Raw genomic sequence first — 25,124 nt, 5'->3', positions numbered from 1 at the left:
ATCTAACCCTCGAAAGCGATTTAATTTACCCAGTTCAGACCGCCGGTACTAGGGTAGTAACCAGTGCCATTGAATTGTTCAATGGTAGAAGTTTCCTAAAACCTCATCAATCTCAATAACACCAGTATGATTCAGCAAGCTCTACGTAGCTTCTAAACTACTTAATACCAAGTTAATTAAAAACTTTCATTTGCAGAAGATAAACGAATTATACTACCGACTTCTCGCAGACATAACCTTGTATAATAAGTCAGCCAAATACTAATACCTGCTATTTTAAAGATATCTTCAAATTTACCAATAAAATAAGATCCAAAGAGTGCATCAGACATCAGTGATAAACCCAAAAAGACTAATGCAGCCAAGAAAACAACAAACTCAGTTTTTTTGATGAACTTACTGCTTTTTACCAGAAACAATAATGTTACTAATATATAAGATACATAAATCAACTTTTCTGAAATACCCAATAGAGGTAAACCAAAACCTTCTTCATGAAGCAGAAAAAAATCGTCGATCATCAGAAAAAATGTGAACAATCCTGAGAATAATAAAAATTTAGATGATTCCCTATAATGCTTATTGTCTCTGAGTATTGCACAGGTAAACAGACAAATTGCTACACAAGCACACCATAATAAGATACTAATATTTGAAAATAATCCTATGTAGAAAGGTGAATTAGTCAGGAATGCTGGATCTCTCGTTAAAAAACTTGGCTTAGTATTGTTTAATAGTTTAAAGCCTAAAAGAACTAAACTAGTTGGTATGACTGTTACTAAGAATGTTATAGCAACGATTTTAAACTGGTTGCTGAGTTTTGTTTTCTCACTGCTAATTATATTTTTATCAATTAAATTTTTGACCATTTTTATCTCGAATTTTATTATGCAATTAGTTTAAATTATTGATAGAAAAGTATTTATTTTAATTCACATAAGTTTAGGTTTTTTTTACATCAACTAAACATTAGCAAACAGGATGAATTAGTGCTGAAAAACCTAGATTCTTCAACAAATAATGAACAAATCAAAAATAACTTTTTGATTGTAAAAGACTATTTTTTACCAACTTAAATTTTGCTTTATTATCAAGTGTTATGCTAGACCATTACTGAGCAAAGGTTGAATACTAATGCAAAGTTAATAAGAAGTTAAGTGATGACTATATTTACACATATAGAAAAAATAATCAAGATTTTAGTATCTGGTTTTTAGGAATTTTTTCATGAATTCTGCCTTCTATATCAGAATTAGGTAAAAAAATAGCTCAATCGAATTTACTGAGGATATTTTATACAATTTATTTTTACTGCTAGTGAAAATCCTCAAAAAACTCTTAATTCTTGTAGTTCATCAGACCAATATACTGATTTGAATTGTTGACACTCTCCGCCCTATAAGTGCGAAGATTCTTGCTTCACGGGGATTCCAATGAATTTACCCTCTGCAAGCATCTTGACCGTATGCCCTACGGCTGCAAGTCCTCTAACTAGAACTACTTGAGCGGCCGCCACATCCCTATCAGTCGTATAGCCGCAATTTGAACAAACATGAGTACGTTGAGAAAGTTCTTTCTTTCCTGTCTCAATTCCACAGTTGGGACAGATTTGGCTTGTTTTCCGTGCATCTACTTTTTGAAAATAGGCATCACGTTTAAAACAAGTTTGTTCGAGAATGTTAAAGAATTGCCCGAAACCCGCATCTAGGCAATGTTTACCCAACATTCCACGGGACAAACCAACTAAATTTAAATCCTCAACAAACACCATCCCTGCATCATTACAGATTTGGTGAGACAACTTTCTATGCCAGTCTTTACGACAATTAGCAACGTACTCATGCAATGAAGCAACTTTCTTCTGTGCTTTTTTCCAATTATTCGAGCCTAAACGTTTTCTAGAGACGCGTTGTTGCAGCAATTTCAGCTTGCGTTCTGCATCCACAAAAAACCTCGGACGTTTGACTAAAAGCCCGTTAGAAGTTGCAATAAAACTGGTTAGCCCAACATCAATTCCTACTGCTTCCCCGTGTGGCATGGGTGATGGTAAAGTTACATCCCATTGAACGGTTAGCATGACATACCACCCAGAAACACGTTTAACTACACAGGCTTGCTTGATTACTCCCCCATCTGGAATTGAGCGTGATTGACGGACTTTGACCGCACCAATAACAGGCAATCTCACGCACCCATTATTTAATGGATTTGTCCCTAATTGCGGGAAAGAAAAAGACCGCATTCGCCCAGATTTTTTGAATCTTGGGAACCCGTGATTTCGCTCCCACATTGAAACAAAGGCTTTTTCTAGTCGCCTCAACGTTTGCTGCAAAGATTGAGCATTAACCCGTTTTAAGTAATCACTCTCTTTACGTGCAGAGGTCAAAGACTTGCACTGATTAGCAAAAGTTGGTCGTGGTGCATCAGCAGGAATGATGTACTCAGACTTGAGTGAGCAAGCGTTGACTTGACAACTACGAGATTTATACCAATCTTTGCGTTCTGCCAAAGCATAGTTATACACCCGTCTATGGGTTTCCAACCATTCTTCAAACATTGCGATTTGTTGCTGGGTTGGTTTTAATTTAAATTCGTAAGTCAGGTTAAACACTTAATCACCTCCTGTCTTATCTTACCATAACTAATAATTGTTGTGACGGTTTTTAGAACAAAGTTGCCCTAAAAGGGCAAGGCTCTAACCCCAGTTTTTTGGTAGATAAGATAAAAGAGTAACAAAGCTATCTACTCCAATACTACCCATGACTTTAACCCCAATAAAATTTCCTCGGATTAATGCCCCTACGCTGCATAAATTGCCCAATGGCTTGACTATAGTTGCAGAACAAATGCCAGTGGAAGCTGTAAATCTCAGCTTGTGGGTTAATATTGGCTCGGCTGTAGAATCTGATGCTATTAATGGCATGGCTCATTTTTTAGAACACATGATTTTTAAAGGAACCGAGCGTTTGGCTAGCGGCGAATTTGAACGTCAAATTGAAGAACGGGGTGCTGTGACTAATGCTGCTACGAGCCAAGACTATACCCAATACTATATAAATACTGCTCCCAAGGATTTTGCCGCCCTCGCCCCACTGCAAATAGATGTAGTATGTAACGCTCTCATCCCTGATGATGCCTTTGAACGGGAACGTTTGGTGGTTTTGGAAGAAATTCGGCGTTCTGAAGATAATCCCCGGCGCAGGACGTTTAGAAGGTCTATGGAGACGGCGTTTGAAAAGTTGCCTTATCGCCGTCCAGTGTTGGGACCAGAAGCGGTAATTTCTCAACTCCAAGCCCAGCAGATGCGCGATTTTCATCGTACTTGGTATCAACCCCAGTCAATTACGGCTGTGGCTGTGGGTAATTTACCTGTGGAAGAGTTAATTGCAACTGTGGCTGAGGGATTTGGTGACAGTGAACAGTTAACAGTTAACAGTCCACAGTTAGGGGTTAATCCTGAACCTGCGTTTACGGAAGTTGTGCGACGGGAGTTTATTGATGACAGTCTTCAGGAAGCGCGTTTAGTGATGGTTTGGCGGGTTCCAGGGTTGAAACAGTTAAATGATATTTATGGGTTGGATGTTTTGGCGGGAGTTTTGGGACATGGACTCACTTCCAGACTGGTGCGAGATTTGCGGGAAGAACGAGAACTGGTGACTTCTATTGGTGTGAGTAATATGACCAATCAGTTACAAGGGACGTTTTATATTTCTGCGAAATGTGCGGTGGAAAATTTACAGGCTGTGGAGGAGGCGATCGCCCAACATATCCGTATACTACATACAGAGTTGGTTTCAGAAACAGAAATTGCTCGTGTGCGGCGACGGGTAGCGAACAGATATATATTTGCTAATGAAACTCCCAGCGATCGCGCCGGCTTATACGGTTACTATCAATCTATGGTGGGAGATTTAGAACCTGCTTTTAACTACCCAGATCATATTCAAAGCCAAGAAGCAAGTGATTTAATGCAAGCCGCACAACAGTATCTTTCTCCAGATGCTTATGGTGTAGTTGTGTCGAAACCACATCAGTAAACAGTTATCAGTTATCAGTTATCAGTGCTTAAATAACGTTAAGGGACTTCCAAATAAAAAATACGAAATCTCTCATAACTCTGTGTCCTCTGTGTCTCTGTGGTTAGTTTATTGGTATAATTTATTTCGAGTACGTCCCTAACTGTTAACTGTTAACTGGTAACTGAAATCATGTGGACTGAAATTGATACTCATATCAGCCAAGTAACTGGCGAAAAATTTCAAACCCAGCACAAGAGCAGTGTGAGTGGTGGCTGTATTAATCAAGGTTATGCAGTTGCTGATGGTAATCTCACTTACTTTGTCAAGCTGAACCAAGCCTCTCAAGTGGCGATGTTTGAGGCTGAGGCGCTGGGTTTAACACAAATGCTGGCGACAAATACCATTCTTGTACCCAAACCGATTTGCTGGGGTACTGCTGGTAATTCTAGCTATATTGTCTTGGAATGGCTGGAAATGGGAGGTAACAGCAAATCTTCCCCAGAGATGGGACGTAAACTAGCCCAGATGCACAAAGCTACTAGCAGCGCAGGTTTTGGATGGAAAATTAACAATACTATTGGTTCCACACCCCAAATTAATACCTGGACAGCAGACTGGGCAGAATTTTATACACAACATCGGCTAGGTTATCAGTTTCAATTAGCCCGGCGACGGGGTGGGAGTTTTCCCAAACAAGATGAGTTACTAGCAGCTATTCCGGAGTTATTGGCAAATCATCAAGTGCAACCATCCCTAGTACATGGTGATTTATGGGGTGGGAATGCTGGGTTTACTGTGTCCGGTGAACCTGTAATATTTGACCCAGCCACTTATTTTGGTGATAGAGAAGTTGATATTGCGATGACGGAATTATTTGGTGGTTTCCCGGCTGGATTTTACCAAGGTTATAACGAGGTGTTTGCTTTAGATGCAGGTTATGAGCAGAGAAAAACCCTGTATAACCTGTATCACATTCTCAATCACTTTAATTTATTTGGTGGTGGTTATGCTTCCCAGGCGAATAGGATGATTGAGCAGATTTTGCGCTAAGATACTGAGCAAAAATTTAACTCCTATTGTTGTGAAACAGCACTTAGCTGATATTGTGGAATCGGCTGTTTTGTAATCAAGCCATAAAGAACATCTGGGTCTAAATCGGCTCCCGATTCCCATTGAATTGTCCCGGATTCGGGGTTAACTTGAACTGTGGCAAAGTATTCTTGATCTTGTAAAGGTGCAAATACGCCAGTAAATTCAACAATTTTACTAATATCAATTACTCCTGCTATACCATCTTCAAAGCTGATGTGAAGTTGATAGTTTTCTCTTGGTTCAACTGCAATGATATCTTTGAGCATGATTTATTCTAATGGGGAGATTTTCTGTAAAGTTTGATTTTCTCTCGCAAGTTCCCAGTCTTCCATCAGTTCGGCTTGATGCAAAGTTGCCCATTCTGTGACTAGTTTAAAGAGTCTTGTTGTCAGTTCTCCTTCTAAAATTTCTAGAGTTTGAATGCTGACTATGGCTTTTTGCTTATTGTACCGAACATGAAAGTGTGGTGGTGGGTGGTCGTTGTAGTACATGGTGATGATGATTCCAAAAAAACGGCTAATTTCTGGCATTAATTAACTCCTGGTTTCGATGTCGTATAAATCGCAGAGAGTGAGAAGTTTCTGTTTCAGGCGATCGCGCAGACTCTCAGGTGATACAATCACGCAATCTTCCCAATACCGTGATACTTCTCGAATCAGCCAAAACTCATTGACCACTCGCCGCACCACTTGGCGCACGTCTCCAATGATTTCATCCTTGATGTCATCCTCTTTAGGCTGATAGGCTTTAACTAAACCTCGATAAAAATGTAAGTACACTTCTAGATAGTCTAATTCTCCTCGCCAATTTCCACTGGCTGGTATAGTTGCCATTGATTCGATGCGGTCTAAGCCTAAGCAGCGATTATGCCACAGTTGGGGTAAATCTGGGATTTTCTGTTCTACGTCTTCGGTTTCTTCACACCAAATCATTAAGTAAAAGCGTTTTTCAAAGAAACGGACTTCAGCATAACGAACTGTATATGCTAGTTCATTACCTTGAGAATTTTGATAGACAAGGTAAAAAGGTTGTTCTCTTTTGATCAAGTCTTCAATCTGAACTCGCCACGCTGGAGCAGGTTGACTCAGCTGTTTCATTAGTGATTGACGCAAGGGAGCTTCCAGATTACCGCGCTCCAATAAAAGTGTAAGTACAGTTTGAGCTTCTCCTGTTTGACCTGCATCACTCAAGGCTTTAATTGCCTGTTGCAAGGCATTAACTAGCTTAGAGTCAAGGGTAAAAGGCTTTCCGACTTCTACAGACTTTTGAGCGATCGCCACTATTAAGCCCGAAATACTGGGTTCTTTGCCCCAAGTAATATTGAGACTGCGGGCGATCGCTTCTAGTTGTTCCTTGGTTCCTGGCGGAATTGACAGTGTAATCGTGTCTTTTTTTCTAGGCATTTAGTCAATGTACTTGCACTTTAGAATTATTTGTGTAATATTCATAAATGTAATTATAAATAGCTGTTGCCAAAAAAGTGCAGTGACATAACCTGAAAAACTCAGGTCATCTCAGTATAAACACACTTATCAAAGTTAGGATTACCAACCTAAACTCGATTTTGGATGAAAATACATATATGATTAAGCGCGGTCGCATTTTAAATCGTCCTCCTAAGTCTTTAGAGGAACATTATTTCAGTGAAGTTCGCCCCCAACTTTACGAAAATCATGGACATCATGATCAATACGGAGTGAGAACAGGTACAACTCTTGCAGAACATTTAGACTCTGCTTGTCAGTTCATTCTAACAGTCAGTCGCATAGCACAAGTAACAGAAGATAAACGACCTTTATTATTAGCTGCGACGGCTGTTCATGACCTGAATAAATTAGAAGGTTCTCAAGGACGTAACGTCAAAACCTTAGCTAGAGATAGAGACTTTTTAAAAGAACAACTGGAAAAGGCTTGTGTTCTTAACTTTGTATTCACAGATGAGGATTTAGAATTAGTTAGAAAGCTGATTGAACGCCATTCAGGTCACAGCGTCAGCGATGGCGCTAGATTTTTACCAGAAGACCCAAACATTGAACGTTGGGCAGCGATGCTGGTTGCTGCTGATTTGTTTGATTTAGGTATTCCAGATGCCCAAAGATTTCGGAAAATAGAAACAGAATTAACCGTTGCTTTTGGAAAGAAATGTCACCTTTTTAGAGTGCGTTTATCTGAAGACAAAGGTTATATTACAGCCTTATTACTGTGTGCTTGCGAAGAAGTTTTACAAAAGTATGGGTTACATCCTTTAGCAATTTTTCCTGATGGTGAACTTTTTGTAGGGGAAGCCTTACCAAGTGTAGATTTAGCACAAGAAATAGCTGTTATTTGGCAAGATAAAATTGATCAAGTTTTTGGTAATAATATTGAAAAACTAGTAGACCCTAGTACACATGGAATTGAGATTAGTCATCAAGCTATTGGAAAAAATACTGAAGAAGTATTAGTAACTGTTTTATATATTTTGGAAAAGAAAAAAGCCAGTTATAAATCAGATAAGATAGCTAATGATGTAGCCAAATGGGGAAATAAAGCAGGTGAAGTTGCGCTACAAAAAGCTACTGAACAGGGATTATTAGCTGTAAGTAATGCGGAAGAGTTTGCTATATCTGAAGGTTTAAAGGCAGCTTATAATAGTTATAAAAAAGCAAGATTAAGTCCTAAAGATGCTTGGGATAAAATCGCTTATCACACAGGTATTTCTGAACAACAACGTATTACGCTTGAAGCATTTGAAGGTCTATATGGAAGACCTTTATTTGCAGCTAAAGCGGCTGTTAAAGGAATTGAAGGTATTAAAGAAGCTCTCAAAGAATCTTTCCAACTCCGAAAAGAAAGCACAAAAGACTCTGAAGAGACAGAGGTATCTCAGGAAATGATTGCAGCCGTTAATAGAATGGTAAATTTACCTGTTGCTACTCAGCTAATAGGAATTAATGATTTAAGTTCTTATGTAGAAGCTAATCCTCGACAAAGATGTTCTTTAGGTTCTACATCTAGTGAAATAGATGAATTAATTTCAGCTAATATGCCTCCTGGTACAAAAGTACAAGCTTTTTCTAATCGTTTACCAGGTGGTATTAGTGCAGAACCAAAAAGACAAGCAGATATAATTGCTGCTTTAGCTTATCAATTGATAACAGTTGGGGCAAATTTCCCTAAAATTAGCAAGCAAGATCCATTATATTTGCACTTTGTATTACCTAAAGGTTCTTCTCCTGAATTATTAAGAACCTGGCGCGAACTTTTAAAGCAATTATCAGCAATAAATACTGAAGGAGGTACTGTTACTCTTGATCAAATCAAATTATATCGAGATTATCAGCTTGAGTTTAAAGCTAACAAAGTAGTCGGCGCTGCATTACCTAAACGTCCAGAATTTGTCCATACAAATGTGATTATTCTTTTGGTTTGGGGAGATGCTAATACTTCTTTAGCTTTATTAAAATCCCTGCGATTAGGGTTAGAAATATCTTTATCTTTAGATATTGGTTTTCCTTTAACTTTGAGTAGCAATATGGAGGTTGAGTTATTTGATGATGTTTATGGAAGAGTAGAAGGTATTCCGGCTGCACTACAACCTTTACTGGGAAATGGACAATATCAGCAGCGTCAAGATGCAGAAAAAATTCTGGAAAGACTGCGTTGCATTGGCAAACTAGCAATATCTGTTGCAAGTATTCAGAAAGCTGATGATTGTTTATATGATTTGGCTCGTGCTTGTGTCAGACCAATTGAACTTTATTATGTTTTGCTCCGTTGGACTTTACGAGAACAAGATGAACCAAACTTTCGACTAGTTTGGAATCGCATTTCTACACCATTAAATACTTTACTGAATGACCTTATGTCTAGTAATGAAAACACGCCATTAACTAAATATCTAAAAGAATCTGCTGCAATTGCATCTGAAGCAAAACTATGGGGAAGTTCTCGTGATAAACGTACATCATTAGTAGAACCTTTTGCTAAGTTTACAGCAGCTGTGCGCTCACATAAATCTTACATGGATTTAGATTTAATGTTTGCTGCCTTAGTACAGCAATACCATACTCGGTTAGACCGAATTCGTGAACATGGAGTTAAGAAAACTAAGTATGAACACATCAAACGCTACTATGCAGTTTTACGAAAGCTGTATGAAGAGGTTTACCAAGCTCGTCCAGAAAAACTTTTAGCTGATCAAAAAACTTTAGAAGCAGCTTATCTATTCTTCTTTGAAGAAGCAGATGCTCTACTAAAAAGCAAGTCTAATAACGAAACTGTAGAAGCTATCACATCTATATAATAAGGCAGGAGTTTATCATGTCAATTCAAAAACTTTCTTCAGTTCTAGCAACTACTTATGAGAATTTCCCCAAAGGACGTTTTATCACTTTAGTAGTTTTAAGAACAACTCATTCTGAAACCATCTTTCGCACAGAAGGTTCCGGTGAACCGATGTGTAGCGAATTTATTCAAGCTGGTGTTACCAATGACAATATTATTCAACGCTTGGTAATGACGAAGCGTAAACAAGTAGCACCAGAAAGACGCTATGGACGTGAACATTTAAGAGCGCATGAGCTTTTATATACTAATTCTAAAGATGGCTCTTTTTGTTCCTTAAATACTAATTCACCCTGTGAAATGTGCGTAGATTGTTTTCTCTACGGTTTCGCTGCTGGTGGTGGTGGCGCACAAAAAAGCCGCATTTGGACTGAAGACGCTTTTAGTATTTTACCTGCTAGTGATGTTGTAGGCGATCGCACCATAAACGCCATTTACGAAAATGGAACAATGCGTGATGAAAAAGGTAATGCTTCCACAGCTTTGAATACTAGCGAATACATCAAACCAGGGGTGCATTTTCTCGATGTAGTCACCCTCAAAGATGTCACAGCTGATGAACTGCGCTATATCATCGGTAACATTCTCTTCACCAGTCGTTATGGTGCAGTTTCCAGCCGAGTAGGACGTATGGAAAATCAAATATTAGGTATTTTTGGTAGTATTACCGAACTTCCTAGTTCCTTAGAACTTGTACAAGCTACTTATGATGTTTTAGCTAAACCTTTAGAACATCCTTTGAACATTAATCAATTAATTACAGCCAGTCAGCAAATAATAGCAAGTTGGCAAAATAAGAGAGGCGTATCTGTGCATTTATCTGAAGCAGAATTAGCTAATTTAATTACTGATGTCGAAACTCATTGGTCAGAAGCAGAACGTGATACTTTTCTCAAACGCTTAAGTCAATCTTATGAATCTTTCCGTCAAGTTGCACCTGAAAAAACGAAAGGTAAAGGTAAAACTAAAGGCAAAAGTACACCACTTGAAGTAGAGAGTTAGATGATGTCAACAATTCCTTTTCAACAGGCAAAACTTGTTGAGTTAAACTGTCTTGAACCAGTCTTTTTTGCCTCTAGGGAGTTGTCTGATACCTATTACACTGAAGGCGTATTAGGGAATTATGCTTTAACCTATGCTTTAGGTGAAGTAAATTCCCCCTATCGTCTCCAAGGTCAGGCTACAGGACGACCAACCTACAAAGAAGATTTACAACCAATAGCACAGGATTTTTATATCTTACCAGCTTCACCCATAGGCAGAGTTACATTCAGATTTGAACGTTTTAATGCTCTTTCTGATGCTTATTGGTATGCGATGACTAATAACCGGGTTGCGACAGCGCGAGAAGATTTACCATTACAACGCCAAGGTAAAAAACCCAATTCATTTAGACCAAGTAATTTCCCCCAAACAGGAAGATTACGCATGATTGAACGTGGTAATAAATTTCAAACTTTGATATTTGGCAATCATCAATTACCAAATTATATTCGGGTTGGTAAGTTCATGAGTAAAGTTAAAGTGAATATCTTGAAGGAATTACCAGTAACTTTATTACCAGAAGGTGAATATCAAAGTCAACATTATCTCAATGCTGCTGATTTACCACAGCAAATAGAGGCTTTAGCTTTTGATTTAATTTCTATCCCTCCAGCACCCATCATTAAAAATCTGCGTTTTCGAGGTTCGGCTTGGCAGGTTGGGGAAATGATTGTACCAGCAGGTTTACAGTTTTGTGGTAGAGAAATTAGCAATGAATAAACAAAAATTAGTTATCAGGTTAGAACCAAGTAGTATTTCAGCTTGTGCATCTCCAGATAAAATATCTTTCATTAATAATGCACTTCAACATCAATGTGATGTATTTGAAAAATCAAAAGATGCCGATATTATCCTTGATTTAGCACCAACTGGGACAGGTAAAACCAAAGCAGGATTAGCCGTTTTATTACATCAGCCAAATAAAAGTGCTGTTTATATTGCTCCTACTAATGCTTTAATTGAACAACAGACAGAAGCAGCAAAACAGTTTATTCGTGATGCTAACTTACCGCATATTGTTAAATCAGCTTCGGCTAAAGATATTAAAAGCTGGTCTAACGAAAAAGTCGGCCGTCGTTCAGGAGAAAAACTATATAATGTTTTGCGGAATCCCGCTACTGTTTTTGATGATGTTGGGGCGAATACACCTATTTTACTGGTAACAAATCCTGATATTTTCTATTATGCAACTTTCTTTGCATATAACAAACTGGATAAAGGTAATATTGCAACTGGTTTTTACACCAAATTTTCTACGGTCATCTTTGATGAATTTCACCTCTATGATGCTAAACAGCTAGTAGGAATGTTATTTTATCTCGCCTATTCCCATGCTTTTCGTTTCTTTGAATATGGAAGAAAGGTAGTATTGCTGACAGCAACGCCTGAACAAGCTTGTGAATTAGCATTAAAAAATTTGAACCAGGCTGGTGTAAAGATAGCGAGAATTGATGGAGACGCAGATAATACAAATCTTTTACCATCACAAACAGCAGTTAATCTGGAATTACGACCAAAACCAGAAAGTAAGGAAGAATGGTTAATAGAATTAGCAGCAGAAGTTGTCCAACGTTTTCGAGAAAGACCAAATGATAATGGTGCTGTAATTCTTGACTCCCTGGATAATATTAATCGTCTATCAGATTTATTGCGACAGCAAGGAATTGGTAATTATATCGGACGTATTACAGGACCTGCGCCCAAAGTAGATAGACAAAGGGCGATGCAGTGTCAGATAATTTTGGCTACTAGTACTGTAGATGTGGGATTTAACTTTGAAAGAAATCCCCAACCAACAAGACAAAATTTAGACTGGTTAATTTTTTCCGCACGCGATCGCGCCACATTTTGGCAGAGAATAGGTAGAGTGGGGCGTGTTTTAGGTAAACCTGAAACTAATATTGATTCAGAAGCCATTGCTTACTTACCTGCTGACTCTTGGGAAGAAGGTTTAACTTCTCTTGACACTTCTAACGGACGTACAGCGCTAAAAGAGATACTGAATACACTTCCCTCTCTGGATAAGCCTTTTTTAACAGCTTACTGGCGTTCAGAAGCCTTTCTCGAAATTGCGCGTCCCTTGTTGGAATTAGAAGAAGTTTTGGAAAATTTAGCAGGTGCTGAATTAATTCCTCAACTGTTTGAAACTTTAAAATCAGTTTTGGGAGGTAAACGCACTTGGGAAGACTGTCGCTACAGAATCAAAGTTTTGCGAGGGGCTGAAAATATTGCTAAAGAGTCTCTAACAAAATTAAAAAAACAGTGGAAATATATTAAAGGTGGTCAAGCTTTTATCAGAACTTTTATTAAGGTGAAATCTCCTGAAGAGTGGGATGATTTACAAGCTGGGCGCACAAGTCTAGATGAATACGAAGATATGTTTCAAGAAGATGATGATTTACTCGCTGAACTAAAAGAATTTGCTGAGGTGTTTAGTACAAGTTATGCACCATTATTTAATTTTCGTTCTAGTTTGTTTGAAAGTCTTCCTATTCGAGATCCTCATGGTTTTCTTTTAGATGAATCAGAAGAAACACGACTAGATCCTTTTCATCTATTACGCTATTACGAATTTATCCAAAATGGTGATTATATTGAAGTAACTAGCCGTGCTAGTGAAACTTATCAATTGAGTTTTAGACTACGTTACCATGATAATTGGCAAGATTTTATCAGCACACAACTGAATAAGTTAACAGCTTTCAAGAATTGTCAAATTATCCGTAGCGCTGGAGGAGCAATACGCCCAACTCCCCTAATACAAGCTTTGAATAAATATCTTTTACCAGGGGTAATTATATGCCCAAGAACAAACGCTTCTGTGATTTTCCAGTTAAATAAGCAAGGGATTACTTCTTACCCAATAATCATTGTTTGTGATGATGCTGAGAAAGAATATAGATTCTTTGCGGGTTTGTCAGGAATATTAATAATGGCAATGAAGTTTAAACAGCTACGTCTTCCTGATGATGAAGTTTTTATTGTTTGATCAACAGAGTATAGCAACCCAAAAAAAACTGCAATGAATAGGTGTAGAAATTTAAGTTAATAACATTATTGGCTAAAATGTGCATCTGATGATATTAATTATCTCATGCAAAACTTGGTAAATTCTTATACTGATTGTGAAACACTTTCAACAACAACCCAACGCTTTCCCTAGCGAATATCTGAATAACTTATGGGGAGAAATTCAAGCTTGTCGCTATTTTGCTATTAATAATCTCAACCGCGATTTTGTCGGGACGAAGGGATTTTCTGTAGTGTTTAGGCGATCGCACATTCCCATAGTAGAACAAAAGTTTCCCTACTTCAAACCATATCTAGATTTGGCTCTCCAACAGGGTTGTAATGCTTTTTACCTCAATCCGTTACAACTGAAAGAAGGTTCCCGTGTAGACCCTCACATCGACCGCTCGTTACGTTCTTACTGCAAAACCGTGGAACCGCCAGCAGTTGTTAGCGTTCTCTATGTCCGCTTACCTGGAGACATGGAAGGGGGAGAATTGGTACTCAAGTCACAGAAACGCCAACTGGGACAAATTAAACCCCAAGCAAATACTTTAGTTTACTTTCAAGGTGATTTAACTCACTCCGTTAACGCCGTAAAAACACCAGGAAATCGCTTGAGTTTAGTTTGTGAACAGTATAGTTTGAGTGAAGCCGAACTCGCAGAGATACCAGAGTTTACTGTGGAGTCTAGAAGTTCTCAGCCTACAACAAAAAAACGCAAGTAAATTTTTGACCTTTAAATCCAAACACAATTACGAATTACAAATTACGAATTACGAATTATTAAAAATATGCCTCATAGCTTAGTTCTCAACCTACTTCCGCAATCGTCGATTCCTGCTAAGTTTCTCACAGGGAGACATCTGCACGCACTATTTTTGACACTTGTTAGTTCCGTAGATCGCACATTAGGCGATCGCCTACACGATTCTACCGCAGATAAAGCCTTCACCCTCTCACCCCTACAAACTAATTTCCCGTCTCAGGGAACCAGGAAAATATCTAAACTCCAACACTCACATCAACAACCCATTCCCGCCGGAACCCCTTGTTGGTGGCGCGTTTCTCTCTTAGATGACACCCTATTTAGTCAACTTACGCAACTGTGGCTGAATCTTAACCCCAATCATCCTTGGCATCTTGGCCCGGCTGACTTATATATTACCAGTATTCAAGGCACACCCCAATCTACCCAACCCTGGGCAAATGCCAGCACCTACACTCAATTATACGAGCAAGCCAGCGAAAGCGATCGCATTCTTGACTTTACTTTCTCCACACCCACCGCCTTCCGCCAAGGAAAATTTGACACCACCCTCCCCACCAGAGAATGTGTTTTTAATTCCCTACTTTCCCGGTGGAATAAATATAGTGAAATCAAATTATCTCAAATTGCCATTGAGTCAATATTTCCCTCCTTTGTCAACATTCGTACAGAAATATTAGCAGACTCCCGCAGCAAATTTATTGGCATTGTTGGAGAAGTTAATTATCGCATATTAGGGGAAATTGAACCCATACAAATCAAACAAATCAACGCCTTAGCCGACTTTGCTTTATATGCGGGAGTAGGTAGAAAAACCACAATGGGTATGGGAATGAGCCGACGTTTATATCATTGAAAATTACGAATTAATCATCATGAATTACGAATATATCCAAATAGCAGCCTTGAATCAATACGCCTATTGTCCTCATCGGTGCTGGCGGATGTTTTGTGCTGGCGAATTTACCGATAATCAATACACAATTGAAGGTACAGCTTTACATGACAGAGTTCATACCGTAGGGGATATTGAACGAGAAGATACTTGGGAAATTCGGGCTATTAATCTCAAGTCAGAAAAATATCAACTCATTGGCAAATCTGATTTAATTGAAGTCGTATCAGATAAATATTATCCCATCGAATATAAACGCGGACGTAAAGGCGAATGGGATAACGATGAATTACAAGTTTGCGCCCAAGCATTGTGTTTAGAAGAAATGACTGGACAAACTATCAACATCGGATATATCTATTATGCTCATTCCCATCAAAGACAATTAGTCGAGATTAATCAAGAACTCAGACAAAGTGCGATCGCCACCATTGCAGCCGTAAAAAAATTATTCGAAACTGGCACAATGCCACAACCATCTTACAGCAAACGGTGCAAAGGTTGTAGTCTTTATTCCCAATGTTTACCCAAAACATCTGACAAATTAAAAAACTATCAAGAAGCCAATTAACTTTTAATATTGTCACTTTTGCAGGATATATACTTTCCTGGCGAATCATTGCACGCAGGTTAATTTGGTTTATGTATTTCCACAATTTAACTATTTCAAAGCCTCTCTCACTGTGGGGTAGAGGTTTGGAGAGGGGTTATTTGACAAACAACATCACAGTCAAACTGATTAAATATTGGAGAAAATCATGGGAACACTTTACGTAACACAAGAAGATGCTTATATTGGCAAAGTAGATGAACTGCTGAGTATCAAAGCTGATAAAAAAACAGTTTTCGATGTACCCTTAATTAAACTTGATGGCTTAGTCATCATGGGTAGAGCTAATATTTCCCCTGCGGCTATTTCTGAACTAATGATCAGAAAAATTCCCGTCACTTATCTCAATTTTAATGGTAAATATATCGCCAGTTTAGAACCTGACATGGGCAAAAATATCTTTGTTCGTAACGCTCAATGGAAAGCCGCCGGCGAATCACCACAAGCTATCCATGTTACTCGTGGTTTTGTCAGAGGAAAACTCAAAAATTACCGCCAATCTTTATTACTCGCACAACGGCGATATGACCTAGATTTAAACTCAGGAATTAGTCAATTATCTCATGCGATCGCATCCCTAGATCAATCCACATCAATTAACTCTATCCGAGGTTATGAAGGTGCTGGAAGTGCAGCATACTTTAGCTGTTTTAATCAACTAATTCGCGTCGATAACTTTAGCTTTTCTACTCGCAACCGTCGCCCTGCTACAGACTCGGTTAACTCACTTTTGAATTTAGGTTATTCGCTACTGCGTCACGACATCCAAGGCGCTTTAAATATGGTTGGTTTTGACCCTTATTTAGGATACCTGCACACAGAAAGATATGGTAGACCTTCCTTAGCACTAGATTTAATGGAAGAATTTCGCCCTTTAATCGTAGATGCTGTCGTTTTAGCAACAATTAATCGCCGGATATTAGCACCAAAAGACTTTATCACAGAACCCGTGAGTGGTGCTGTTTCACTAACTAAAGAAGGCTTACATTTGTTTCTGCGCCTATATCAAGAAAAGAAGCTGAGTAAATTTAAACATCCAGTCATGCAGAAACAACATACCTATCAAGAATCCTTTGAGATTCAAGGGCGTTTTCTTGCTAAATATCTCCTGGGAGAAATTGACAAATATCCCCCATTAGTCATGAGGTAATTAGTTAACTAATATGTTTGTTGTAATTTCCTACGATGTCTCCGAAGACAAGCGCCGCACCAAAATTCACAAGATTCTCAAATCTTATGGACAGTGGATGCAATATTCTGTGTTTGAGTGCGACTTGACCCAGACTCAGTATGCTAAACTGCGATCGCGCTTGTCTAAAATCATCAAACCCAACGAAGACAACATCCGCTTTTATTTCCTCTGTGCTTGCTGTCAGGGCAAAGTTGAGCGCATCGGCGGCGATATGCCAAGGGACACCACAGTATTTTTTGCTTAACTTTTGCGTCAACCAGTAGGTGCTTTTGTGAACATTGAAAATTTTACGCCTGAAATCCTTACCTCGTCCGGCTTTGAAACCACCCATACTTAAATTGAGGTTGACGCAAACCCCGAAAGTCTTACTATCACAGCCTTTGAGCTATTTTAAAAATTTCACTCTTGACAACCCAATCGCTGAAAAGCTATATTCCCTTTAGGTTGACGAAACAGCACCTTGAAAACCAAATATATCAACGCTTTCAACTCCGGGCGGTTCCAATTACCAATAATCCCTATCAGGGATTGAAACTCCTGCTGTTTACTTACAGAAAAGCCAAGTAACGTTCCAATTACCAATAATCCCTATCAGGGATTGAAACAAGTTAAACCAGAGGTACTTAGAAACACTTACTATGTTCCAATTACCAATAATCCCTATCAGGGATTGAAACGCTGAAAAAATCGTCGCCGTATAACATTCTCGTTCCAATTACCAATAATCCCTATCAGGGATTGAAACAAGAGGTTACTGCCAGTTTGATTTCTGAAGGTCATACAATGTTCCAATTACCAATAATCCCTATCAGGGATTGAAACTAAGTGCCTCCCATCCTTATTTGCAGCAATTTCTGTTCCAATTACCAATAATCCCTATCAGGGATTGAAACACAGCGATTAACGCGGTTGGAAGCGTGAACATTTTGGTTCCAATTACCAATAATCCCTATCAGGGATTGAAACTAAAAGTGTCGTGAGAGGTTTTGCGGCTTAATCAGTTCCAATTACCAATAATCCCTATCAGGGATTGAAACTTTAAGAGTCAAGCGAAATGTGTAGATGCCTAGTGGGTTCCAATTACCAATAATCCCTATCAGGGATTGAAACACGAACACGATAAAGAGGGTAAAGATTACAGAGATGTTCCAATTACCAATAATCCCTATCAGGGATTGAAACTAGCTTGTAGACATTTTCATGCCCGTCAACGTCAGAGTTCCAATTACCAATAATCCCTATCAGGGATTGAAACAAGATTAATCCCTACGCTTATTTTGCTTTCAAGCGTTCAAATTACTAATAATCCCTATCAGGGATTGAAACTACGATTTGCGCCACGCCTGGGCTGTTCGTTCTCTCGTTCCAATTACCAATAATCCCTATCAGGGATTGAAACAATGAAGTTGCCGGCCTTATGCTTGCTTTCTTCGGTTCCAACTACAAATAATCCCTAATAGGGATTGAAATATTACAGTGTATGTGATAAATTCGACATCGAAGATTTATAGTCAGTAAAATTTACTCTTAAAAATTGAACCATTTATGAGAATTATTCTCAATAAATACCATAATAGTTCAATAATTCATCAAAGCTATCAGGGATTTAAACCATTCAGGATATGAGAAACAACGATTACAAGGTAGGACAATTTATTTCTGCTCGTACTAATGACGATGCTTTAGAAAGGTTCCAAATCATTTCAGTTGGGGAAAAGTATCTTTATTTAACCTCTGCTGAATATGAAAATGACGGAACGTGGATTGCGAATAAATCAGATAATCCTCTGGTTGCTTCTCGCTTAAAAAAATAAAACGACGAAATAAACTTACCGAAATCACTCCGCTACCAGGGGTGATTTTTTCATAGTCAACAACAGCTAGCAAAAGCTGGGTATGCACCCATAAAAAATTTGCTTGTCAAACCCAAACCTAAACAAATTTACCAAAAAATTGGGTTGAAAGCCCCGTCGTTCTACGACGGCTTTTAATTGGTTAATGCGCTAAGATGCTGCTATAGTAGTTGTAGTGGAAAGGTAATCAACCACTTAAAAAACCTAGCTGTCGAAAGACACAATACTGAACCTTGATAATTGAATCTATGCTGTTCTACTGCATTATTCTAGTTTCCTCCTAGCAGTGGGTAAAAGATTCATAGGGGCTAGACTTGTGTTGAGCGAAGTCGAAACACGAATCAGAATTTTAAAACAAATTGTTTCAAACCAAACAGGACTTGCTAATGCAAATAGGGTAGGGCATACCCGAATTAACGCTTGGGGAGAATCCCACCTCTGGTTTAGATGACGCAAGGACTCTAGATTAAGTGGTTTCGTTGAACCAAGAATCCCCGGCGATTTATCGCGGGGAGTGTCAACCTATATATTCTTTATATCCTCACAAATTGGGGTGATAGATAGCAGTAACACTAACTAATCAACCTTCCACAACAGATTATTTGCCAAAGGTTGATTAAGATTTATTAAAAATTACTACTCCAAAATCAGGGGTACAGGCGGCTCATTACTGGGGAGGATCGGTTGCTCATTACGTGGGATAACAATCGGTTGCTCATTATTTGGAATAATCGGCTGAATTTCTGGTGGTGGCTCAGGATTGAGAAAAGACTGCCAATTTTCAATTTGCTGTTGCGCCCGACTGTAAACAGAACTACTCCGTGGAATCAACTTAGCAGTCTCAATTGCTCGGAGAATATTCACATCACCCTGAGAACGAGCAATATCAAATAACTGCTGACTCCATTGATTAATCCCAATATTCACATCCATCCGTAAGGTGCTATTTCTGGGAACCCGTTCCGCTATTCCTATGGCTTGAGACAAAGCTTCTGGTGTAGCACGAACAGCCACAGCCTTAGCTCGATTCCAATTTTCTTTCGCCTGGATTTGTCCTCGCCAATCTTCTATGGCCTTTTTAGCTGTACGAGAAAGCGATCGCCCAGAAGATGCAATTGGTTGAGCCGTATTAATAGCAGCCGTCAAGTCACCACTCCGCGCCAGGGTTCTCGCCTGATCTAAATATGGCTGATCTTGTATGCGCTGCACAGTGGCCGTCCAGCCACTAATTTTCCTCTGTGCCTCCGAATACAACGCCCGACCGCGACGAATTTGCCCAGCTTCGGATATAGCAGCTTGCAAAGAATTAATATCATTTAGCCATGCCAATTGTTGGGCGCGTTCCAAAATAGGTCTATCTTCAATAGTCTCCACTTGGTTCTGCCAACGGTTAATTTCTTTCCTGGCTTCAGAAGCACGGGGGTTATTACCAGAAATCAACCGAACTTCACTAATGGCTGCTGTTAAATACTCAAGAGTACCTTGGCTTGCAAGTGTCCGGGCTTTTTCTAAACGTGCCACATCTTCAATTTCCAGTTGCCAACGAGCAATTAACTCCTGTGCCTCACCATAAATTGTTCTGGAAGCATCAACCTGTTGCGCCTGAAAAATAGCCGTTTCTAAACCAGATACTGTACCAATCCAGGCACTGCGTCGGGCATCAGTTAAAGTCATAAAGTCTTCCACTTCCGACTCTAGTCGCGCCTTCTCTGGGATTTGTCTGGCAATATCTAAAGCCGTATTTGCATCCCGCCTATCCAGACTAGCCTTCGCCAATTCCAGCATTTTGCCGCCAATTTGGGGAATTAACTCCTGAGCTTTTTCATAAAGGTAGCTTTCCGGTCTAATAGACTCAGAAAGTTTAATGGCTTTTAGTAAATTATCGACTACTTTCGTGTTTGCTAAACTTTCGGCATTGGCTAACTTATCGCCATCTTCCCGTGCGGAAGTAATCAAGTTATTTAATTGATCGTATTTAACACTTGACCAGTAATCATTATTTACACGCAGTAACTTAGCAGATAGCATAAACGATGTTTGCCAGCGTCTTTCTTTAACTTCTGCTTCGGTACTTTTATATATATCTTCCGCCTCAGACCAAATTGATTGCCATTTAGTAATTTGTTCATTTACTAATTTATAAGGTGGCAAATCTTCAGGTATTTTACGTGCTGTGGCGATCGCCTCTTCTAAATTTCCTGATTGAAAACTCTCATCTGCTAGCCGCAAAACATCCTGAGACCATTCTGTTAAAAAACGGTCAATTTCTCCTCGCAATGGGTGATCATCTGGTATTTTCCTCACTAAGGCGATCGCTTCCAGTAAATCATTAACATTCTGCTTAGAAGCTGATACCTGAGCGCAATGTAACTTCACCGCCGCACTCACAAAAGGTCTGGCAATTTCTGGACAACTAGGTGCAGTTGGTAGCTTCAATAGCGTCGCCATCGCCAGAAATCCCACACCACCAGGAATAAATGTTAGTATTATTCCCCACAACAACCAGTTTTTCGTCCAACCAGGGAATTTCCCCGACCCGTGACTGTCTAAACTAGATTCTGCCGACTGATTATTTAAAGGTAATTCCGAACTATCTTGTTTTTTTCCCTTCACTGACTGAGACATAGAACCCATCGCCCGGACACCAAATGCTTGAGTTTCGCCGAATTGTGGTGTTCGGGATAGTCTATTTATATCATCTGGCTCTCCTGATCTGGATGGCGGCCAACTTTCTGGAATATCCCTTTGTGTCATCTCTCACACCAAAATAGTTGAATAGTGATCTGTTGTAGGCTGATAATTCCAATGCTGCCGTAGTAAATTTTCGATAACTCAAAAGCTACCTCATTTTATATTCTCCGACCACAGATAGCATGAACATTATCATAACTTAGTCGTATTTTATACTTTAACTCGAAACTGAAGATTCTGTTTGCAAATCAACAATTAGTTGACTCAAATCATTACTGCTGGCTTGGTACACCTCCCCACAAAACTCACAAATTGCCTCAGCCCCATCATCCTTAATAATCATGTCTTGCAACTCATCTTGTCCCAGAATCTTTAATGCTCCTAGCACCCGTTCAAAAGAACAACCACACTGAAAACGCAACATTTGACGTTCAGGAAATATTGACAGACCCATGTCTCCCAGTAAATCACTAAGAATTTCTGGTAAAGTCTTACCAGCTTGCAATAAAGGTGTAAATCCAGACAAACCAGCAACCCGTGATTCTAGTGTTTCCACTAAGGCTTCATCTCTGGCTGCTTTTGGTAGAATCTGTACCAATAGACCTCCAGCAGCCGTTACACCACCTGCACCCACAAATACTCCTAAGACCAAAGCTGAAGGTGTTTGTTCAGAATTAACTAAGTAATGAGCTACATCATCACCGATTTCCCCCGATACTAGTTCTACTGTACTAGAGTAAGGGTAGCCATAACCAATATCTCTCACTACATAGAGAAAGCCATTACCCACAGCCCCACCAACATCCAGTTTACCTTTAGGATTCGGCGGCAATTCTACAGATGGGTTAGCCACATAGCCCCTGACAGTACCATCCATGCCAGCATCTACCAACAGACCACCCAAAGGGCCATCGCCCTTAACCCGAATATTTACCCTAGAACCAGGTCGCTTCATACTCGAAGCCATCAATAAACCCGCAGCCATACTCCGCCCCAGTGCGGCTGTAGCGACATAAGACAGTTTATGACGTTGGCGGGCTTCTTCTGTTAAACGATTAGTAATTACACCCACCGCCCGAATCCCGCCGTCGGCTGCTGTGGCACGAATTAATTGGTCTGCCATGAAAAACCTTACATTTCTTAACAAGTCTACATTCTCTATTCTAAATTCTCATCTAGTAGAAAAACGACTCTGTGATTAGTGATTGTATTTGTAATACTAGAACTACAATGCACTAAAAGTCATACCTGACCTTTAAACAATTCTTAAAAAATGCTGGGTAATTTTCAACAAAGTCAAATACGCATCGAAATCACCGCCTCTGCCACTGCGATTCGTGACAGTTTGCAACATCCCGAAACTCTCGCTAAATGGCTGGTAGGGCAAAGTTTACCATCAGGAATGCCAGAAGAACTGCACACTGGCTTTCAGTTTACAACCAAGACTGGGCCAATTTCAATTCATCATCAAGTACAGCTGGCAAAACCTAATTGTTTACGTTTACTACTTAGTGGCGGTATTGATGGCTTTCATGAATGGTATTGGGGCGAAGGTTGGGTACAGTCACGCTTGGAGGGAATTTCAATTCTGCCCTTGAATTTAGGTCAAACCCTGAATTTATTAAGCTTACGTCAGTTTTTGGTAAATAAATCATAGTAGAGACGCGATTAATCGTTTCAGTGCGGGTGAAAGTGGTTAATCGCCTCTAGATGCAAAAGTGCTGACTCGATAATTTCCTGTTTTCTTCTGCTTGGCCTAAATTTGTCGATGTGGCTAATAGTTTAGGAAAAAATCAAGATTCCCAATCACTCTTCGTCCTGAATTCTACGTCGAACTGAATCTTTATGAGATGGTAAGCCTTCGGCTGTTGCTAGTGCGTCAATCGCCCCAGCTACTTTTTGCAGTGCAGTGGGTGAGTATTGGATAATATTGGCGTGTTTGAGGAATGTTTCCACTCCTAAAGGTGAAGCATAGCGAGCCGTCCCAGAAGTGGGTAAGGTATGGTTGGGGCCTGCTACATAGTCTCCCACTGCTTCGGGTGTAGAGTAACCCAAGAATATTGCCCCGGCGTGACGAATATCAGATAATAATGCCCAAGGATCTTTAACTTCTAATTCTAAATGTTCGGGAGCAAAGGCATTAGAAAATTGGGCTGCTGCTGATAAAGATTCCACAACAACTATTAAGCCATAGTGAGCGATCGCCTTTTCAGTATCTATCCTGCGGGGATGATCCACTAACTGTCTTTCCACAGCTACTTGCACATTTTTGGCTAAAGCAGTATCTGTAGTTAACAAAATTGCCGCCGCCATGGGGTCATGTTCAGCTTGTGCCAATAAATCTGCCGCCACATTCACCGGATTTGCGGTTTCATCAGCAATAATTAATACTTCACTCGGTCCTGCTAAGGAATCAATGCCCACAGTACCGTAAACCAGTTTTTTCGCTAAAGTCACATAAATATTACCGGGGCCAGTAATTACATCTACTTTCGGAATCGTATTTGTACCATAAGCTAAAGCGGCGATCGCTTGCGCCCCCCCAACACGATAAATTTCTTGTATCCCTGCTTCTTGTGCCGCTACCAAAACAGCTGGGTGAATACCTTTTTGGGAACCAGGCGGTGTTACCATGACCACACGAGGCACACCAGCCACCTTCGCCGGAATAGCATTCATAAGTACAGTACTGGGATAAGCAGCCCGACCCCCAGGTATATATAAACCTGCACGGTCTACAGGAGTATAGCGTTTCCCCAACACCACATCATCATCACCAAAATGTACCCAACTTTTCGGCACACGCTGGCGGTGAAATGCTTCTATCTGACTATTAGCCAACTGAATCGCCTGAAGCAACTCTTTGGATACCTGTTGGTAAGCTGCATCCATTTCCGAGCCAGTAACACGCAATTCCTCTGGTTTCAGATTTTGGTGATCGAATTCAGCTGTATAATGCAAAACAGCTTTGTCGCCTTGGCGCTGCACTGCTTGCAATACTTCGCGCACAGTTGCTTCTTTGTGAAGCACGTGTTCATCGTGAGTACGATGGCAGATACGTTGTAATTCTGATACAACATCTGCCTGCTGAGTAATGATTCGCAGCATGGAGTAAGGAAAATGCCAAAATTTAGATTATTCCCGCCTGAAAATCAGTCTGAAGTCTTGACCTATGAGGTGGTCGAGCCAACTCTAATTCTCTTCTCTAGCTTAACCTGGATTTTTTTGATACTTCTAAGGCTAAGGCTGCCAATATATAAGTTTTTGGCAAAAGTGACTATCATTGCTCAGTCCGGTTTATCTAGTTCGCTCACATTAGTGGTTAGCTCTTTGATATACGGCAGGGAGCCGGAGTGCCAATACCTACTACTCTGATCACCTACCTTGATTCTCTGAGAGTTCCCTGGTGACATATTTGCACATCCAATTAACTGTTAACAACGAGATAGAGTAGTTTCTGAGTATAGCTTTTAGATATTTTTTAGTTTCGTTGACTGATCTGCAATCTAAGTAACTCATTTTAACCCATTTTTGCAGTCAGTTGCACATTGACCATAAAGTTGTCAAGGATACTTTGGTCATTGGTCATTGGAAACTCAAAATCTTTCCCCCTCCCACAGTCCC

At 39.7% G+C, this 25,124-nt stretch carries 21 protein-coding genes and 1 CRISPR repeat array; of the genes, 13 read left to right on the top strand and 8 right to left on the bottom strand.

The genetic code is table 11. From position 1 onward, the window contains the following. Positions 1 to 176: 176 nt before the first annotated feature. Positions 177 to 869, bottom strand: coding sequence for a hypothetical protein (locus VB620_RS12050; RefSeq protein WP_323196397.1), 693 nt, complete (start codon positions 867 to 869; stop codon positions 177 to 179). 527 nt (positions 870 to 1,396) lie between these two features. Continuing rightward, positions 1,397 to 2,611, bottom strand: coding sequence for an RNA-guided endonuclease InsQ/TnpB family protein (locus tag VB620_RS12045; RefSeq protein ID WP_323196396.1), 1,215 nt, complete (start codon positions 2,609 to 2,611; stop codon positions 1,397 to 1,399). Positions 2,612 to 2,759: 148 nt separating this feature from the next. On the opposite strand from VB620_RS12045, the gene VB620_RS12040 reads away from it, so the two are divergent. After that, entirely contained in the window at positions 2,760 to 4,037 is a 1,278-nt protein-coding gene (locus VB620_RS12040; protein WP_323196395.1) for a M16 family metallopeptidase, read from the top strand. A 171-nt stretch (positions 4,038 to 4,208) separates the two neighbouring features. Beyond that, the gene (locus VB620_RS12035) at positions 4,209 to 5,069 is read left to right on the top strand and encodes a fructosamine kinase family protein (RefSeq protein WP_323196394.1); all 861 of its coding nucleotides are present in this window, start codon (positions 4,209 to 4,211) and stop codon (positions 5,067 to 5,069) included. A gap of 23 nt (positions 5,070 to 5,092) precedes the next feature. Here VB620_RS12035 and VB620_RS12030 read toward each other — a convergent pair whose 3' ends face one another. From VB620_RS12030 to VB620_RS12020, 3 genes are read right to left on the bottom strand one after another with little or no spacing between them, the layout of a single operon-like run. Further along, entirely contained in the window at positions 5,093 to 5,377 is a 285-nt protein-coding gene (locus VB620_RS12030; protein WP_323196393.1) for a DUF2442 domain-containing protein, read from the bottom strand. 3 nt (positions 5,378 to 5,380) lie between these two features. After that, entirely contained in the window at positions 5,381 to 5,641 is a 261-nt protein-coding gene (locus tag VB620_RS12025) for a DUF4160 domain-containing protein (RefSeq protein ID WP_323196392.1), read from the bottom strand. Positions 5,642 to 5,644: 3 nt separating this feature from the next. After that, positions 5,645 to 6,514: a WYL domain-containing protein gene (locus VB620_RS12020; RefSeq protein ID WP_323196391.1), complete on the bottom strand. Its 870-nt coding sequence runs from the start codon at positions 6,512 to 6,514 to the stop codon at positions 5,645 to 5,647. 179 nt (positions 6,515 to 6,693) lie between these two features. On the opposite strand from VB620_RS12020, the gene VB620_RS12015 reads away from it, so the two are divergent. From VB620_RS12015 to VB620_RS11970, 10 genes are all read left to right on the top strand, one after another. Continuing rightward, a complete protein-coding gene (locus tag VB620_RS12015) occupies positions 6,694 to 9,396 on the top strand; it encodes a CRISPR-associated protein Csc3 (RefSeq protein ID WP_323196390.1) in 2,703 nt (900 codons plus the stop codon). Between the two features lie 17 nt (positions 9,397 to 9,413). Continuing rightward, the gene (gene cas7d, locus VB620_RS12010) at positions 9,414 to 10,439 is read left to right on the top strand and encodes a type I-D CRISPR-associated protein Cas7/Csc2 (protein WP_323196389.1); all 1,026 of its coding nucleotides are present in this window, start codon (positions 9,414 to 9,416) and stop codon (positions 10,437 to 10,439) included. After that, the gene (gene cas5d, locus VB620_RS12005) at positions 10,440 to 11,201 is read left to right on the top strand and encodes a type I-D CRISPR-associated protein Cas5/Csc1 (protein ID WP_323196388.1); all 762 of its coding nucleotides are present in this window, start codon (positions 10,440 to 10,442) and stop codon (positions 11,199 to 11,201) included. It abuts the gene before it with no gap. Continuing rightward, on the top strand, positions 11,194 to 13,470 hold the full coding sequence (gene cas3 / locus VB620_RS12000) for a type I-D CRISPR-associated helicase Cas3' (protein WP_323196387.1): 2,277 nt from the start codon (positions 11,194 to 11,196) through the stop codon (positions 13,468 to 13,470). The genes cas5d and cas3 overlap by 8 nt, the downstream gene beginning before the upstream one ends. A 136-nt stretch (positions 13,471 to 13,606) precedes the next feature. After that, the gene (locus VB620_RS11995; protein WP_323196386.1) at positions 13,607 to 14,218 is read left to right on the top strand and encodes a 2OG-Fe(II) oxygenase; all 612 of its coding nucleotides are present in this window, start codon (positions 13,607 to 13,609) and stop codon (positions 14,216 to 14,218) included. A 66-nt stretch (positions 14,219 to 14,284) separates the two neighbouring features. Beyond that, positions 14,285 to 15,115, top strand: coding sequence for a CRISPR-associated endoribonuclease Cas6 (gene cas6 / locus VB620_RS11990; RefSeq protein ID WP_323196385.1), 831 nt, complete (start codon positions 14,285 to 14,287; stop codon positions 15,113 to 15,115). A gap of 19 nt (positions 15,116 to 15,134) precedes the next feature. Continuing rightward, positions 15,135 to 15,725, top strand: a complete 591-nt coding sequence (cas4, locus tag VB620_RS11985) for a CRISPR-associated protein Cas4 (protein ID WP_323196384.1) — start codon at positions 15,135 to 15,137, stop codon at positions 15,723 to 15,725. A gap of 187 nt (positions 15,726 to 15,912) precedes the next feature. Then, on the top strand, positions 15,913 to 16,914 hold the full coding sequence (gene cas1d, locus VB620_RS11980) for a type I-D CRISPR-associated endonuclease Cas1d (protein WP_323196383.1): 1,002 nt from the start codon (positions 15,913 to 15,915) through the stop codon (positions 16,912 to 16,914). A gap of 13 nt (positions 16,915 to 16,927) precedes the next feature. After that, positions 16,928 to 17,200, top strand: a complete 273-nt coding sequence (gene cas2, locus VB620_RS11975; RefSeq protein WP_323196382.1) for a CRISPR-associated endonuclease Cas2 — start codon at positions 16,928 to 16,930, stop codon at positions 17,198 to 17,200. 254 nt (positions 17,201 to 17,454) lie between these two features. After that, a CRISPR array of direct repeats spans positions 17,455 to 18,426; the repeat unit is 37 nt; unit sequence GTTCCAATTACCAATAATCCCTATCAGGGATTGAAAC. Positions 18,427 to 18,578: 152 nt separating this feature from the next. Then, the gene (locus tag VB620_RS11970; RefSeq protein ID WP_323196381.1) at positions 18,579 to 18,770 is read left to right on the top strand and encodes a hypothetical protein; all 192 of its coding nucleotides are present in this window, start codon (positions 18,579 to 18,581) and stop codon (positions 18,768 to 18,770) included. Positions 18,771 to 19,445: 675 nt separating this feature from the next. On the opposite strand, the gene VB620_RS11965 is transcribed toward VB620_RS11970, so the two are convergent. After that, positions 19,446 to 21,563, bottom strand: coding sequence for a chromosome segregation ATPase (locus VB620_RS11965; protein ID WP_323196380.1), 2,118 nt, complete (start codon positions 21,561 to 21,563; stop codon positions 19,446 to 19,448). A 154-nt stretch (positions 21,564 to 21,717) separates the two neighbouring features. Then, on the bottom strand, positions 21,718 to 22,623 hold the full coding sequence (gene hslO, locus VB620_RS11960) for an Hsp33 family molecular chaperone HslO (protein WP_323196379.1): 906 nt from the start codon (positions 22,621 to 22,623) through the stop codon (positions 21,718 to 21,720). 150 nt (positions 22,624 to 22,773) lie between these two features. On the opposite strand from hslO, the gene VB620_RS11955 reads away from it, so the two are divergent. Further along, a complete protein-coding gene (locus VB620_RS11955; RefSeq protein WP_323196378.1) occupies positions 22,774 to 23,157 on the top strand; it encodes a hypothetical protein in 384 nt (127 codons plus the stop codon). A 149-nt stretch (positions 23,158 to 23,306) separates the two neighbouring features. Here VB620_RS11955 and hisD read toward each other — a convergent pair whose 3' ends face one another. Next, the gene (gene hisD / locus VB620_RS11950) at positions 23,307 to 24,608 is read right to left on the bottom strand and encodes a histidinol dehydrogenase (protein ID WP_323196377.1); all 1,302 of its coding nucleotides are present in this window, start codon (positions 24,606 to 24,608) and stop codon (positions 23,307 to 23,309) included. Positions 24,609 to 25,124: the final 516 nt, after the last annotated feature.

The organism is Nodularia harveyana UHCC-0300 (assembly GCF_034931085.1).
Classification (GTDB): Bacteria; Cyanobacteriota; Cyanobacteriia; order Cyanobacteriales; family Nostocaceae; genus Nodularia; species Nodularia harveyana.
Note: the sequence above shows the minus strand (reverse complement) of the source record. Positions and strands in the feature narration are given on the sequence as shown.